The sequence below is a fragment of the Noviherbaspirillum album genome, from assembly GCF_035916955.1.
Lineage (GTDB): Bacteria > Pseudomonadota > Gammaproteobacteria > Burkholderiales > Burkholderiaceae_D > Noviherbaspirillum > Noviherbaspirillum album.
The window spans coordinates 19,606-35,598 of record NZ_JAWIIV010000009.1 but is presented as its reverse complement, the minus strand read 5'-3'; the positions used below and the strand labels follow the sequence as shown (position 1 = coordinate 35,598).

Annotated in this window: 12 protein-coding genes; 2 read left to right on the top strand and 10 right to left on the bottom strand. The window is 60.3% G+C overall.

What is annotated here, in order from left to right; all coding sequences use genetic code 11:
- Positions 1-29: 29 nt before the first annotated feature.
- Complete coding sequence (locus RY831_RS12500; RefSeq protein WP_326506682.1) at positions 30-1,256, bottom strand: aminopeptidase; 1,227 nt, start codon at positions 1,254-1,256, stop codon at positions 30-32.
- Positions 1,257-1,494: 238 nt separating this feature from the next.
- Here RY831_RS12500 and RY831_RS12495 point away from each other — a divergent pair, with 238 nt between their 5' ends.
- Positions 1,495-2,712, top strand: a complete 1,218-nt coding sequence (locus RY831_RS12495) for a M48 family metalloprotease (protein ID WP_326506681.1) — start codon at positions 1,495-1,497, stop codon at positions 2,710-2,712.
- 21 nt (positions 2,713-2,733) lie between these two features.
- On the opposite strand, the gene RY831_RS12490 is transcribed toward RY831_RS12495, so the two are convergent.
- Positions 2,734-3,816, bottom strand: coding sequence for an AI-2E family transporter (locus RY831_RS12490; protein WP_326506680.1), 1,083 nt, complete (start codon positions 3,814-3,816; stop codon positions 2,734-2,736).
- A 193-nt stretch (positions 3,817-4,009) separates the two neighbouring features.
- Entirely contained in the window at positions 4,010-4,690 is a 681-nt protein-coding gene (locus RY831_RS12485; protein ID WP_326506679.1) for an SOS response-associated peptidase, read from the bottom strand.
- 227 nt (positions 4,691-4,917) lie between these two features.
- Between RY831_RS12485 and RY831_RS12480 the strand changes: the two genes are divergently transcribed.
- Positions 4,918-5,148 carry a hypothetical protein gene (locus tag RY831_RS12480; protein ID WP_326506678.1) on the top strand — a complete coding sequence of 77 codons (231 nt, stop codon included), beginning with the start codon at positions 4,918-4,920 and terminating at the stop codon, positions 5,146-5,148.
- 14 nt (positions 5,149-5,162) lie between these two features.
- Here RY831_RS12480 and RY831_RS12475 read toward each other — a convergent pair whose 3' ends face one another.
- The 7 genes from RY831_RS12475 to RY831_RS12445 all read right to left on the bottom strand — a co-directional run bounded on the left by RY831_RS12475 (position 5,163) and on the right by RY831_RS12445 (position 15,379).
- The gene (locus RY831_RS12475) at positions 5,163-7,322 is read right to left on the bottom strand and encodes a putative bifunctional diguanylate cyclase/phosphodiesterase (RefSeq protein ID WP_326506677.1); all 2,160 of its coding nucleotides are present in this window, start codon (positions 7,320-7,322) and stop codon (positions 5,163-5,165) included.
- A 58-nt stretch (positions 7,323-7,380) separates the two neighbouring features.
- Entirely contained in the window at positions 7,381-9,471 is a 2,091-nt protein-coding gene (locus tag RY831_RS12470; RefSeq protein WP_326506676.1) for a sensor domain-containing protein, read from the bottom strand.
- Between the two features lie 162 nt (positions 9,472-9,633).
- Positions 9,634-10,077, bottom strand: coding sequence for a type III secretion system chaperone family protein (locus RY831_RS12465; RefSeq protein WP_326506675.1), 444 nt, complete (start codon positions 10,075-10,077; stop codon positions 9,634-9,636).
- Positions 10,078-10,079: 2 nt separating this feature from the next.
- Positions 10,080-11,897, bottom strand: a complete 1,818-nt coding sequence (locus RY831_RS12460; protein ID WP_326506674.1) for a hypothetical protein — start codon at positions 11,895-11,897, stop codon at positions 10,080-10,082.
- Positions 11,898-12,460: 563 nt separating this feature from the next.
- The gene (locus RY831_RS12455; protein ID WP_326506673.1) at positions 12,461-12,721 is read right to left on the bottom strand and encodes a hypothetical protein; all 261 of its coding nucleotides are present in this window, start codon (positions 12,719-12,721) and stop codon (positions 12,461-12,463) included.
- Positions 12,722-12,829: 108 nt separating this feature from the next.
- On the bottom strand, positions 12,830-13,114 hold the full coding sequence (locus RY831_RS12450) for a hypothetical protein (RefSeq protein WP_326506672.1): 285 nt from the start codon (positions 13,112-13,114) through the stop codon (positions 12,830-12,832).
- Positions 13,115-13,393: 279 nt separating this feature from the next.
- On the bottom strand, positions 13,394-15,379 hold the full coding sequence (locus RY831_RS12445; RefSeq protein WP_326506671.1) for an MHYT domain-containing protein: 1,986 nt from the start codon (positions 15,377-15,379) through the stop codon (positions 13,394-13,396).
- Positions 15,380-15,993: the final 614 nt, after the last annotated feature.

The following is a 15,993-nucleotide window of genomic DNA, read 5'->3' as shown; positions in this document are numbered from 1 at the left end:
ATTGTGCCTTCCACTGTCCGGGTCAGTCATCAGCCGACGGTCTGCCTGACCGGTTTAGGAGAGAGGGCGGGCTGCGGCTTGTGCAGGGGCATGGGAGCGGGTGCGCCTGCCTCGGCTTCCAGTGCCAGCAACTTCTGTTCGCGCAGCGGTTTGGGCAGGGCCGCCAGTTCCCTAGCCGCCGTGAAGAATGCTTGCATGCCCGGCTGCCGAGCCATCAAGGCGAGAAATCCCGGCGCCAGGCTATGGTAGGTAGCGATGGACGCCAGGTGCGCATTGGACAGGCGCTGGCCGAACCAGTTGTCGTAGCCTGTATAGCCGCCCCAGCCAACCTTGAGCATGCCGAATTCATCCTTCAGCTCGCGAAATGTCCTTGCCTTTTCGCTGCGCATGGCCGCCGCGTCCGCGCCGCTGGCATACAGGGCTTCCAGCCGGTCGCGGTAGCGCGCGAGCAGGTCGAGATAATCCTTTTTCCTGCCCTGGTAGGCGACGTAGGTCTTGCGCATGGATTCGCTGCCATGCTGTGCCAGCCAGCGGGCCACGCCCTCGGTCTCCACCGCCACGGCAAGGGACTCGTTGAACTGGGTATCTCCCTTCACGTACACCGCCTGGTGGGCGAATTCATGGAAAATCAGGCGCACCAGGCTGACTTCGGAATAATGGATGAAACTGGATAGCACCGGATCGCCGAACCAGCCCAGCGTCGAGTAGGCCGGGACTTCGGACACGTGCACGTCGTATCCCTCGTCCTGCAGGATCTTCGCGTAGGCGATCGCATCGTTCTTGTTGAAGTAACCCCGGTAGTTCACGCAGCCCGCGACCGGAAAGCACCATTCGACCGGCTCCAGTGAAAACTCCGACGTGGCGACCACGTTCCATGCCACCGCCGGCCGGCCGATGTCTGCATATTTCCGGTAACTGCCGTTTTCCGGCAAGCCAAGCTCGCGTACGGCGAATTCGCGGATCTGCGCGATTTTCCGTAGTTTTTGCTTGAGATCATTTTCGGCGCGCGGATCCTGCAGCACGGCATCGATCGGTCTCGCCGCAGCAAGCAGGCTGAGATGCCCGACGGAGGCCTGCCAGTAAAACGGCAGGGAGCGCAGCAGGGGCAGCAGCATCAGCAGCAGAACGAACGCCAGCGCAATGCCGATTGTCCGTTTAGCCGGACACCCGATCCTTGCTGGAAACGTTGAATGAAGGGAAGGGAAATGCCGGACCGCAGTGTCCGGCCGTGTCTCGGGCTGGGGTGATCGCTTCATGTCTCGTTGTAGTTTTGCTTGCGGCGGTTTGCGAGGCGAATGGAGGGCCACACGATAGACCCGGCTGCCCGTGGATTAGTTTTTAAGTGAAATCACGTATCGGCGCATGCCGTATCCGGTTGCATCAGATGAACTTTTGCAAACTCGAGCTATCATTGGCAACGAATTGCAAGATCCGCAACGGCCGTCCCGACCCTCGTCGGCGATCCAGGCAAACAAGAAATGAAAGGCGATACTGATGAAACCTGCGAATCAATCCGGCATGCAAGCCCCCCGTCTCAAAGGCAACCTGGCACTAGCCCTGTGCCTTGGGGCCGTGCTGGCCGGATGCGCAACCCGCGTACCTCTCGACACGCCCGTCCCGCCAGTCAGGACCGCGACCGCACCGGTGCCGCAGCCGGTACCTGTACCCGCACCGGTGCCCGCGCCCGTGCAGACGGAGGGGGCGGTGACCTATCCGGTCGACCTCGGCGTGGCGCGCGACGACAGCGTCAGGCCGCTGCCCGACGCGCCGGTGGTATCGCAGCAGGACATCGATCGCCTGCGCGCCTGGGTGGCCGACCATAACCGCCTCTACGATGTGGCCGGCACTCTGATGATCCGCAACGTCGAGCTCTGCCCCAACAATGCGCGCCGCATTCTCGGCTTTACCGCCAAGAACAGGTTTTCCTATAGCAGCCAGTTCGCCGATACAGCCGCGGCGGCGCTCGGACTGGACGAGCGCCTGCAGGTAATCCAGGTCCTGCCGGGCAGCGGCGCGCAGAATGCCGGCCTGCGCCGCGGCGACATCCTGCTGGACTTCAACGGCCTGCCGGTGCCTTCCGGTGCGCAGGCCGAGCGCGAAGCGTCGGTACTGATCATTTCGGAAACCCGCGGCAAGCAGCAGGTGAAACTGGGAGTGGAACGGGAAGGCCAGCCGGTGGCGCTGGACGTGCCTCTGACCGAGGCCTGCGCCTTCGGCATCGAACTGGGAGATTCGGAAGAGATCGGCAGCTATGCCGACGGTTACCGCGTGATGGTCACCCGCGGCATGCTCGGCTTTGTCAGGTCGGAGACCGAGCTTGCCTATGTGATGGCCGGAGAATTCGCTCGCAACCTGCTCGCTGCCGGCGACCGCAGTGCCGCCGCCGCGCTGATCGACCAGTACCGCTTCCTGAAAACCGGGTCGCCGGCCAACGCGGCTCCGGCACAGATCCGGCCGTATGCCGCCGCCGCGGATATCCAGGCCGACCGCCTGGCGTTATACATGCTGGCCCGCAGCGGATACGACATCCGCGCCTATGCGCCGTTCTGGGAACGGGTTGCGCAGAGCGCCGCGGCCACGCCGGTCGCCGAACTGCCGGTCAACAGCTATGCGGTATTGCATCCCGGCTTCCGCGAGCGGCTGCAGGCGATCCCGCGCATCGTCGGCGCCATCGAGCAGAAGCGGGCAAGGAACGAGCCGCTGCTGCCCTGATCGAACCCGGCGGACGGATTGCTATGCCGCTTCCCGGTGATCGTCCGCCTTGTCCTGTTCGCTGCCGGAGCGCTTGAGCACCGGCGTGCTGGGCAGGTTGCGCAGCCACCAGAACAGCACGGCCATCATGAACGGGCCGATGAACAGGCCGAGCACGCCTAGCGTGGAGACGCCGCCGAGAAGGCCGAAAAGCACCGCGAGGAAGGGCAGTTCCACCCGGCTGCCAATCAGTTTCGGCCGCACGAACTTGTCCACCAGGAATAACTCGAACGCGCCCCAGCAAAACAAGCCGAGCGCGGCGGTCGCCTGGCCCTTGCCCAGCAGGAGCAGCGACACCAGCGTGAACGACAGCGGTGCGCCGCCCGGGATCAGCGCCATGTAGCCGGTGATGACGCCCAGCAGCGCCGGAAATGGCGCCCCGGCGAGATAGTAGGCGACGCCGAGCACCACGCCTTCAAGCACCGCCACCGAGCACAGGCCGAGCGCCGTGCCGCGCACCGACAGCGGGAACAGCCGTGCCAGCACCGGATAATGCGCCGGCAGCAGGCGCATGCCGGCACTGTCGACATAGTGGCGCACCGCATTGCCATGCAGATAGAGAATGAATAATGTGAGCAGGGCCAGGAACATGTAGAGCGCGTTGGCCAGCAGGGTTGAGCCGACCGCACTCGCCGCCGCCGACAATTGCGGCACCATGCCGCCCACCGTGGAGCGGATCAGCGCTGCCAGGCTGCCTGGCACTTCCAGGTGCTTGCTCCACCATTCAACCGCATGCCCGCCGATCACGGGCAGTTGCGATATCCAGCCCGGCACCGGAATGCCGGCCGTGTTCTGCCTGCCGATGAAGCGCTCCACCGCCGCCAGTTCGCCGCTGAGGGCATTGAGCACGAACAGCGAAGGACCTGCGAACAGCAGGATCAGGCCGCCCAGCAGGGCGCTTGCGCTGGCCGCGCGCGTCCAGCCGCGGCGCAGCAGCGCCTCGTGCAGGGGCCAGGTGATCACCGCAAGCAGGCCTGCCCATGCCAGCGAGACAAGGAAATGTTTCAGCATCAGGGCAAGGGCGACGATAAAGAGCAGCGGAAGAATCAGCGGAAGATAAGACATACTGCGAGGATCGGGTATTGGAGATCGGGTGACGGAGAATGTCAGGGTAGCAGGTATTGGCGCCGGACGGCATAGCTTGCGCACAAAAAGAGGCGGATACCACGGCAGTCCGTTATCGACACGACAAGTGGTCCGGGCCGGCCTTTGAAGGAATCGCAAACGGGGACCCGGCGGTCACGAGGGAAAATCCACATCAGATGAACGGAAGCGAAGGCTGCCCCTGCTTGCGCCTGGCCTTCGGACTCGGCCGGGCAATCAGGCGGTCGGCGGGATACTGGCGCAGAAAAGCGGCAGCCTCTTCCAGGGGGCAATGCAGCCACTCGTCGTAACGGGCGGCATCGACCAGTACCGGCATGCGTTTCTCGTCACCCGGGCGTCCGAAACGTCGCATCAGCGGATGGCTGTCGGCGTTGATGGTGAACATGGCCATGGACAGAAGCGCGCCGGCCTCCTCGGTGGCCGGCCGGAATTCCCACAGGCCGGCCAGCGCCATCGGGCTGCCGTCCGCATGGGCAACCTCGTATCGCACCTTCCGCGCGCCATGCTCGTAGGAGGCTTCGTAGAAGCACTCCGCCGGAATCAGGCAGAAGCGGCCGCGCTTGAATGCATTGCGAAACACCGGCTTGCCCTCCGGCGCTTCGCTGCGCACGCTGAAGGTCTGGCTGGTTATCTTCATTTCCGCCCAGTGGGGAACGATGCCGAACATTGCCTGCGCACACGCCCTTTCTCCAGGTTCGGCACCCGGATGCGGCATGCGGATCATCGGCGCCATGTCGCCGGGCGCAACTTCCTGGCCGATGCTGAAATCGGCTGGCGCGACATTGAAATGCCGCTGCAATTGCGAGGCAGTGGCCGGGATATAGATGGCAGACATCTTGCTATTTTAGCTGCAAGCCGCACACCCCAACATTAATGCTGCTTCGAACACCGGCTCGAAGTGTGCCCGCCAGGAAACCATTGACGTTTCTCAACAGTGCTGGTGAATTGCCGACATCCATTTACTTCCATCAATCATTCGCGTGATTCCGCTTGGGATGGAGCGGGCAGAAGCCGATACTGAGACCTGGACGACCACCGTCTGCCGACAAGAGGTTAATCAACGTGAGATCGAATAAAGAAATCAAGCAGATTCTCGGCCCAGGCCTGACCGGCAAGTACGACATGGCCGATCTTTCCTTCTCCGTCCGGAAAAAAGTCGCCGAACCCGATCCGGTCGAACCGCCGCCCGGCATCGATCTGCTCGAGGATTACGTACTGGTTCTCAAGGCAGAGGAGGAGGGGCCGGAGCACGACGGGCCGCGCACTGGTCCGCATACCGGCGAGGCGCCTTGAAATATCACCGGCGCCTAATGTATCGCGGTACGCCGGCCATGCGGCGTTTGCCCGAGCAATAGCGTCAATTCCTCCGGCGGGAGAGCAGCGCCGAAGAGGAAACCTTGCACTTCGTCGCAATCATTGGCGTGCAGGAACCTGATCTGCTCTTCCGTCGTCACGCCTTCCGCCACCACGGTCAGGTTCATGGTGTGGGCCAGCGCAATGGTGGCGGCGACAATTGCTTCATCGTCGCGGCTTGCCGTGATATCGCGGATGAAGGATTGGTCGATCTTGAGACCATTTACCGGAAGGCGCCTCAGATAGCTGAGCGATGAATAACCGGTGCCGAAGTCATCGATGGAAATCGACACGCCGGCATCGCGAATTTCGCCCAGCTTGATCAGCGTGGACTCCACGTTCTGCATCAGGCTTGTCTCGGTGATTTCGAGTTCCAGCCATTTCGCATCGAGCCCGGTTCGCTGCAGCGCCTGCATCACCGCCTCGGTAATGGTCGAATCCGGATCGAGCTGCAGCGGCGACAGATTCACCGAGACCTTCAGCGGCGGCAGGCCGGCATTTTGCCAGCTGCGGTTCTGCATGCAGGCCTGCATGAGCACCCATTCCCCCAGCTGGCCGATCAGGCCGATTTCCTCGGCAAGGGGAATGAACTCATTCGGAGGAACGAGGCCGCGCTCCGGATGATTCCAGCGCACCAGCGCCTCGGCGCCGACGATGGCCTTGCTGTTGATGTCCACGCGCGGCTGGTAATAGACCACCAGTTCATCCTGTTCCAGTGCCCTGCGCAGATCGTGCTCATGGGTCAGGCGGGATTTGGCCCGTTCATCCATGTCGGTCTTGTAGAGCCGCAGCGCACCGCCGCCGGCGGCCTTGGCTTCGTACATCGCCAGGTCGGCATTGCGCAGCAGCGCCGCCGCGTCGATGCCATCCTTCGGGAAAAGACTGCAGCCCACGCTTCCCGACACGACAAGCTGATGCCCTTCTAGCCGGACGGGCCGTTCGATGGCGGCCAGCACGTTCTTGGCGATCGTGATGACGCTTTCCGGCATGGCGACCTCTTCCAGCACGATGGCGAATTCATCACCGCCGATGCGCGCCACCGTATCGGCCTCGCGCACGCACTGCCTGAGGCGGTCGGCAATAATGCATAACAATATATCGCCCTTGTCGTGCCCCAGGCTGTCATTGACCACCTTGAAACGGTTCAGGTCGATGAAGAGCACGGCCACCCGGCGGCCCGAACGTTCGGCCTGCACCACCGCATGCCGGATCCGGTCATCGAGCAGGTTTCGGTTGGGCAGGCCGGTCAGGCTGTCATGGGTGGCAAGGCGTTCGATGTAGCGCTCGCGGTTCTTCAATTGCGTGATGTCGCGAGCGATCCCGTGCACGCCCACGATCCTGTGATCGACCGTCATCGGTATGGCGGTCACGGCGGCGTCGTACCGCGTGCCGTCCTTGCGCAAGCCAACGCTTTCGAAGGAAGAAGCCAGGCCTTGGCTGGCGGCGATGAAACGCTCCTTGGCCATCTTGCGGTTCTCGGGAGCCACCAGGGCCTGATAGCGCATCGACATCAGGTCGTCATGTGCATAGCCGGTCAAGGCGGAGAAGGCCGGATTGGCCGAGACCAGGGCGCCTTCAAGATTGAAGGCGAACACGCCGTCCGGATGGTATTCGAACAGCGACTGCAGCCGCTGATGTTCTTCGCTGTCGTGCACCGCCGTCACGCGTGCCAGTGTCTGTTCCCGGGCTGGCGCCGGATCTGCGTCCTGCGGCAGAGCTTGCGCGGCGCAGTAGTACGACTTGTCGCTTTCAGACCATCGCGCGCGCAGCAAGGTAGGAATGGTGCCGCCATCCTTGTGCAGGAAGCGCGACGTTAGTGTGAATTGCCGCTCGCCGCCGCGCGCATCCAGCATCGCGTGTTCGAACTGGCCACGCTCGTCCTCGGGCACCAGTTCGGCAAGCCGGCGATGATGCAGATCCTCCGGCCGGTAACCCCACGACGGCAGACAGGCCTTGTTAATGACAAGAATCTTGCCGGTGGCATCAAGCGCACACAGGACCTCCGTCGCGGCATCGACCAACTGTTGGTTTGAATTCTGCGCCTTGCTTGCTGCGCCGTGGCTTTGGCGGCGGTGCGGGATGGCTTGCGTTGATGGATGGCGCGGTCTCTTCACTTCATGCAATGATGATCTGGGCTGATAGGGACGCTGCTCGCAAGATGGTCCTCCGGCTTCAATGGTAAAGACCAAGCTGCGAACGATACCAGGATTCGAATTCCTGCGCCGCGAGCGGCTTGCTGAACAGATGACCCTGCACCTGGTTGCATCCATGGTCGCGCAGATAGGTCATGACTTCTTCGGATTCGATGCCTTCGCCGACGACTTCCAGGTCCAGCGCGCGTCCGATGCCCAGTATCGTATCGGCGATCGATCTGCCGTTTTCGTTGGTCTCCAGGTTGTCGGTGAACGAGCGGTCGATCTTGAGCTTGTCCAGGGGCAGGCTCGTGAGATGGCTGAGATTCGAGTATCCGGTGCCGAAGTCATCGAGCGCGATACGCACTCCCCGGGATTTCAGCTGGTCGAGCTTGCTGATGGCATCCGGTATATTTTCCATGAGTGCGCTTTCCGTCAATTCGATTTCCAGCCAGCCTGGCTCGGTGCCGTATTCGTCGATAGCGGCGATGAAACGCGACGCGAATTCCGGATGCCTGAACTGCGAGGCCGATACATTGATCGACATGCTGGCCACACCCAGTCCGCTGTCCCGCCATCGCTGCTGCTGCCGGCAGGCCTCGCGCACCACCCAGAAGCCGACTTCGTCGATCAGTCCGGCGGATTCCGCGATCGGAATGAACCTGTCCGGACTGAGCAGGCTGCCATTGTTGTCCGGCAGGCGGATGAATGCCTCCGCGCCAACAGGCTTGCCGGTGGCGGTATCGATGACAGGCTGGTAGAGCAGCTTGAGGCTGCCCGACCTCAGCGCATCCTTGAGACGCTGCTCGAGTTCGACGCGGTCTTCCGCCAGCTGCAGGTAATCGGCGATGAAATGCCGGAAGGTGTCTCGTCCGCCTCGCTTGGCGGCATACATGGCCAGATCCGCATAGCGGATCAGTTCGGCAATCGATGACGCGTCACGTCGATAGAGGCTGATGCCGATCGATGGCGATACGCTGAGCTGCAAGCCATTGAGATGGATGGTCTTGCGGATGCTGTCGAGGATATGCCGCGCCACGGTTTCCGAATCTTCCTGGCCCTGTACCCGCGGCAGGACAACGATGAATTCGTCGCCGCCCAGCCTGCTGACGATATCTTCCTTGCGCGTGCATTGCAGAAGCCGGCGCGCCACTTCCTGCAGCACCTTGTCTCCGACGTCGTGGCCATACAGATCGTTGATGGGCTTGAACCGATCCAGGTCGATGAACAGCACCGCGCATTCGGCTTGCAGGCGATCGGCCTGTGCGAACAGGTGCGTGCAGTATTCATAGAGCAATGCCCGATTGGGCAGGCCGGTCAGGCTGTCGTGCTGCGCGGCTTCCTGCACGCGCCGTTCCGCCTCGCGGCGCTCGGTGATGTCGACGGCGACGCCCACGCGGCGCACCGGCTCGCCATGCTGGCCGAAATGCGTCTGTCCGCGCGTGGAAATCCAGCGCTCCTTGCCATCGATCTGGCCTATGGCGCGGAACTCGTACTGGAAGCGCCCATCGATGCCGGGCTTCGCCGTTTCAAGCACCGCCCGCCGCACGATTTCCAGGTCGTCCGGATGAACGCCCGCATAAAAGGTATCGAGGGTCACGTCGGCATCGACCGGCAAACCGAACATTTCCTTGAGTTTCGGCGACCACGCAAGACGCCGCTCGCCAACGATGTGGTCGAACATGCCTATGTCGGCTGCTTCCATGGCCAGCTTGAGTTTTTCAAGATTGCGCCCGGCTTCCTGCTCGGCTTTGCTGCGTGCGGTGATATCCGTGGCAAAGAGAATGGCGCCTATCCTTTTTCCCTTGCAGAAGAATGGGGAGACGGAACAGGACGCAAGAATGCCATTGCCGTCCCGGCCGATGAACTGCCAGACGAAATCGCGCGCCGACTCGCCCAGGACAGCCGACCGGTACACCTTGCATTGCTCCAGCGGAACCGGTCGTCCATCGGGATAGTGATGGTGAAGAGTGTCGCGAACGGAACGTCCGAACAATTCCTCATTGGAAAACCGAAATACTTTCCTTGCTTCGGGATTCTGATAGATGATGCGAGCCGAGGTGTCCGTAATGAAAACGGAGTCGGTCACATGTTCGGCAATGCTGACATCAAAATCTTGTTTGAATTCCATCGAGAAAGCATGCTCGCGTTAAATCTGGAATCAGTTTCGACTTGCCGTAACGTCACTGAGTTCGATGCCGCTCGAAGTATTACATAGTTAATGTTCCAGATTAACTGATGGTCCTCTTGCTTTTGCTATTCCTTTTCCTTTTCCTTTTCCTGCATCGCCAGCTCATGTCGTCAGAATCGTATTGACATGGCTCACCGCCGTGGCCATCAGCTTCAGCATGCGCAACGCTTCCTTGCCCTGCATCTTGTGCATGGGATGCCGCGACCAGACTTGCACGCCTTGATTCTCTTGCAGGATGCCCACTGAAATCTGATGAATCGAAGGGAAATAATTGTTCAATTGAAGCAGTTTGTGCAATTTTTCGTGATCGATTGTGTCGCCGACTAGCCGAATTTTGCCGGTCATGACGAGATTTCCCTGGGGATCGGGAAACAGGTTGAGGTCGAAGGTGTTGTCGATTCGAATGCGGACCGTTCGCTGCGGTCCGTTGCAGGCAGCCGGACGGCCGGTCAGGGTGAAGATCGACGTCATGAGTCGCTCGAAATCACTCATGATGGAGACTGAAGTCCGTTGCGCCGTCGATTGGCGCAACGGCACGGAGGCCATGCTCACGTTGTTCCTCTCCCAAGTTCCGTCTGACGCACCTCTTGGCCAGATGTTCTTGCCGGAATCTGCGGCGTCACAAGGTCTTGTAATCTGGCATGACGACCCGGTTGGAAACGGGTGACCAATTCCGCTAACTGCCCGGCAGGATTGTTGCGCCGCGTCTCGGCGATAAAAGCACGCAGCTCGTTTTGCTGGGCTTCAGAAAGTTGAGTGAGGCACGTCTCCATGATTGCATCAATCTCCTGCAGATTCGCCTGCGCACGGACCAGTGCGGCGCGCACTTCGTCGCGCAGTCCCGCTTTCCGCAGTGTCGCCGCGAGATCCGGCGTGGAATCCATTTCGGCGTGCATGCGCCCGATCCAGTCTGTCATTGAAGCGTATGCAATCTTGTATGCCGCTAGCTGGCTGACATGCCGCTGGTTTCTGCTGAAATCCAGTTCCTTGGCTGCCGCCAGGGCAGCGAGGAAAGGCAACTTCTCGATCGCTTCGATGGCGGGATGAATATCGAACCTGGGACGAGTCCATGTTCTTTCCTTGTTTAACGCCGCGCGCTCCGGGCGAGTGCGCTTCCACACGTCGTATGCCCAGCGTATCTTTTCAGTTCGTTCGAAATAGGCTGGAGGAACGCGGGGTGCAAGTGTCTCGCCGGTCGTGCGGTTGCGGTACAACCGCGCAGGATTGTCAGGCAGGCACAGGCCGAACCAGTGTTCCTCGAATTCCCCTGCCTTGTACAGGCGCTTCAGGAATTTGCGCGCGATTTCCTTTTCGACCTGCGCAACCTTGGCCTGAAATTTTTCGCGGTCGGCAGGGCTGAGGCGGCCAGTATCGACCCGGGCATAGTGACCCACGTTCTGTTCGCGCATGATACGGTCGATAAACTTGCTGCGAATTCCTGCATCGAACATGACGGGTTCTCGCAATGCGTGGTCGATCCCGTGTTCGCCCAAATTGAGCTGCCTGTTGATATCGGCACGGACGTCCTCGATGAATTGCGTGTTCACGCCGAGATGGCCTTCGGAGCCGGCCGTGAAGCGGGATCTTGCTTCCGTATGATCCAGATGGTTATAAGTCGAATGATCATGGCGACAAGCCATCGGATAGAGCTGATGGGGATCCAGCGACCACAATGCAGTCGCCCCGGCAGCAGGCAGCAGATTGGCATCCCGGAATTGCCCATCTCCATCGGCGATCCGCCCGACGCTTTGACGTGGCGCTTCGTCGTCAAAATTCATGGCGACATACACATGATCATGCGCGTAATCGTGCATTTGCATGCCTCGTATGCGTTCCAAGGGAATATCTATCGCCAAGGCGCGCAGGATATCGGCATCAAGAGATCGCACAAGGTTTGTAGCAAATACCGCATTGCTGTCGCAATTGCCGCTTTGCATTACGCCGGTCGTCAATGCGAGAAATACGTCCCGGTCTTCCGCTGCTCTTTCGAAACTGATTTTCTGATAGTTCAGGCCGCGCGACGCAAACAGTTCCGGCCTTTTGGATGCCGATCCTCCACCCTTGGTCAAATGCAGGCGGGTCATCCAGCCCAAGGCATCCACCAGCTTGGCCAACTCGAAGTGGTGCGGTTCAACCTCAATGGTTTCAAACGGAATGTTGTGCTCCGGATGATCGGCGAACAGCCGGTTCGGAAAAGGCATGCAGTCGCCGATTTCCCGGGCCCACTGCTTTAAGCGGGTGCGATGCGGTTCCTGATCACTATCGGCTAGGGATGATTCTGCGCGCCGCGTCGCGGCCTGGACATAGGCATCCATCAGGCCCGATGCAACCGGCTGCGGCATTGGAGACTGGGAGAACTTTTCCATCTGGAATTTGAAGGTGGAACTTCGGTCGGATCGGCTCCATGAGCCAGCCGCTTGATTCAAGATGCAACTGCATGCCTGGGGGCACGGCAGCATCTCTCTTCTTCACGAGCCTGCTTGTGTGGCAGTATCTTCGGGATAGTTCCACTTCACTGCGCTGCTGGGTGAAATACAGCCGCCGTGACGGCAGTGGTGACGGCAGTGCGGGTTTCGAACGCGGTATTCTTTGATCGGCTGGCACACCTCGGAACCGGCCGACACCGGCAGTTGGGAATGGCGCATCGCCTCATTCCCCAAGTCGGCGTTTTCCTTTCATGCCATCCTGCTGGGTGAAGTCCCGCGCCATGTGTTGGAAACCGTCTTCAGATCACGGAATGGCAGGCCATGCAGGGATGGAAATCCCGGACGCTGCGTACGGCATCACCAGCCGCATCCGCCGCATCGGCGACAAGAGCCGATGAAATGACTGCCATGCTGACAGCAAGGGTGGCAAAGGAATGATCACCGTTTCAAGCTTGTTCGTTTGCAGGGAATAAAGATGGCAGCGGAGCGCTGCCTTGGTGCGGTCACAGGATGACGCCCAGGGCGCCGAACTGGCTCGGGCTGACATTGATCTTCGGCGGCAGGAAGCCCGCACCGATGGAGCCGACATTGTTAAGGGTGTTGACCTCGACATTCTGCAGCTGCGTCAGATTCTGGTTGACGCCGACATTGACGTTGGCGATCGGGCCGAGGCCGGCGAGCCAGGAATTGCCGCCGCGCACACGCGCCATCGAGCGCTTGTCAAGGTCAGCGGCGCCGGGGAGGTTGTCGATCTGGATGGACATGGGATGCTCCTTGCTGCTATGAGTGAATGGATGAGAAACATGTGCATGGGCGAAAGCAGGGGCGTAGTGGAGGCAGGGCCTCCACCGGCTTCCGAACTCACGGCATGATCACGACATGAAGTTGATGGTGTTCTTGCCGCTCTGTGTCGGATTGACGTTGGACTTGATGCCGGAGGCAAAGGCGACGTTGTTGCCGTTGTTGACCAGGGTGTTTTGCTCCTGGCCGAGCCCCTGCGCTGCGCCGAAGTTGAGCTCATGCCTGGAGAAGCTGGCGAGCGGGCCGACGAACAGTGCAGGCATCTTGGCGTAGCCGGTGCCGCCGCGAACGGATGTCATGGCGCGGGCGTCGAGTTCGGAAGTGACGGACAGGTCTTTGATGGACAGTGTTTTCATGGCGGTTCTCCTGAAGTGGGTTGATTCGGTTGGGAGTAAGCGTGTTGTTGCGCTTGAAGGAGATATAGCAGGGGCTGTGCCAGCCTCGGCAGAGCCAGGCGGCTTCATTGCAAGTCATTGATTGGAAAGGGTTTCAATGATTCGGCTGGCAGCGCGGACCTGGGCGCCGGGCCTGGCGCGGCCGGTGTGGCGGATTCAGGCCGACACTGCGCAGTTGGATCGCGGCGGAATGTCGGGGCGCGGCCGACGGCCAAGGCCAAATGCACGCCCGCAGGGCCCTTATTTGCTTGGTTCGGCCACCTTGCCGCTGAGGCGGGCTACGGCGGCAAGCAGTTCCATCGGTTCGACCGGCTTGGGCATGTAGCTGGCGAACCCTGCCCGCAATGCGCGCATTCTGTCGTCCGAGCGGGTAAATGCAGTCAGCGCAAGCGCAGGTATCTGCTCGCCGCGCGCTTCCCCCTGCATCCTGACCTGGCGCATGAATTCGTAGCCGTCGACATCTGGCATGCCGATGTCGCTCACGATGATGTCGGGCCGGGCCTCCGCCAGCAATGCCAGCGCCCTGAGCGCGCTTGGTGCGGTGACGACGCTTGCGCCGTTCTGCGACAGGATGTGCTCGACCAGATCGCGCGCATCCGGCTCGTCATCGACCACCAGCACCTTGATTCCGGTGAGATCGTGAGCTGTCGATTGGAACATCCGGGCAGCGCTTGCTCTGCTCCGTTCCGGCGGCAAGGCTGCCAGTTCGGGCTGCTCCTCCAGCAGCGGAAGGTGAATGGTGAAGGTGGTGCCCTTGTTTTCGCCGGGGCTGGCGACCTGGATCGATCCTCCCTGCAGCTCCACCAGCTGGCGGGCGATCGACAGTCCCAATCCAAGGCCGCCGTAGCGGCGGGTGGTCGAAGCGTCGGCCTGGCGAAAACGGTCGAATACATAGGGCAGGAAATCAGGACTGATGCCGATGCCGGTATCGCTGACGCGAATGCGGATTTCGTGCCCGTGCTTTTGCATCTGCAGCTGCACCGCGCCGCCCTGGGGCGTGAATTTCACCGCGTTGGACAGCAGGTTCCACATTACCTGCTGCAGCCGGTTCGGGTCGCCGTAGATGGGGCCGGTATCCGTGTCCAGCGACTTTTCCATGCGGATGTTCTTTACCAGTGCAGCCGGCCGCACCGTTTCCATGGCCGCTTCAATGAAGCTGACAGGATCAATCGATTTCATTTCCAGCCTGACTTTGCCGGAAATGATCTTGCTCATGTCGAGCAGGTCTTCGATGAGCTGAGCCTGCGCGTGCGCATTGCGCTCGATGGTGTCGAGGCCCTTGCGCAGCGTCGCTTCGTCCTTGACGCCGCGCTGCAGGATTTGCGCCCAGCCGAGAATCGCATTGAGCGGCGTGCGCAATTCATGCGATAGCGTGGCAAGGAATTCATCCTTGAGTTCGCTCATGCGTTCGGCCTGGTTACGGGCTTCGCGTTCCAGCATCAGCAGGCGCTGGCGTTCGTCGGCCGTCGCCCGGGATTGCGCAAGGTTGCGCGATCCGGACTCGAGGCGGGCGTCGTAGATGGATGCCATCAGCGCAATGGTCAGGACGCCGACGGTGGCGATGATGACCAGGATCGCGAGCGCGTCCTGGCTGACGCCGCGCGAAGCTGCTGTACAGACGCTGCCGAGCGGGAAGCTTGCGGCCGCCATGCCGGTGTAATGCATGCCGACGATGGCGAATCCCATCACGACCGCTGCTCCGATCCGCAGCAACCAGGCGTGGCGCATGTTGTCGCCAAGCTTGAACCCGATCCACAAGGCGCCGGCAGATGCAACGATGGCAATCGCCACGGAGGCGACGAAGAGCAGCGGATCATAGATGATGCCGGGCTCCATCTTCATGGCCGCCATCCCGGTGTAATGCATTGCATTGATGCCTATGCCCATCAGTACCGCACTGATGGCAAGGTTGGATATCCTCACGTTCGGCAGGCTGACTTGCCATAACGCCATGCCGGACACGGTGATCGGGAGAAGCAGCGAGAGGAGGGTGATCGGTATGTCATAGCCGATCGGGATGGGCAGCCGGAACGCCAGCATGCCGACGAAATGCATGGCCCAGATACCGGTACCCATTGCCAGCGCGCCGCCGCTGATCCAGAGCCGTGCGCTCAGTCCATGCGATTTCTTGACCCGTTCGGCCAGACTGAGCGCGGTATAGGAAGCAAAAATGGCGACCAGTATCGAGACCAGTACCAGCGGAATTTCATAACGTCCGCTTAGCATGTCATGTATTTAACAAAATGTTCGGAAACGGAGGTTATACGTCTTGTTTATTATCAGCAACAGATATCTGCCACGGCAAGCTCTAATCCGATGCCGATTTCAGTCATGCCAAAGATATAGGATAGCGCGGGAAAGCGGATGGTTCAGGTTTGGCGGATTTTCCTACGGAAAGGCAAGGCAACTTACTGCAAGAATGTGGCTTTTTGCACTTGACAAAAGCGACGGGTCTTCAACTTGTTCACAAAGGCCGAATGTGAAAAATTTTTTCGCGCAGCGGGAAAACTTGACTGCTCAAAAATACTGATTTCTTCTAAGTCATTGATTTTTATAGGGTCCCTAAAGTGCTGAAGAAAAAGGCAATTTAGGAAATCCCCCATCAGATATGGCGGTTTGCCGTGTCAAGTGGGTGTTATGCACAAAGTTTTCCACAGGTAATGTGGATGAACGGAAAATCGCTTTTGTGACAAAGAGTTAGGCGATTTTCCTTTCCGAAATGTCAGGCAGGCGTTGCCATCCGGTTTCCACTCGAGCGCTCGCCTGAGACGGAAAGAAGGCTTTCAAAAATCCGGCACTCATTGATCTGCTAACGCAATTTGTCCGCTCACATCGGTTAT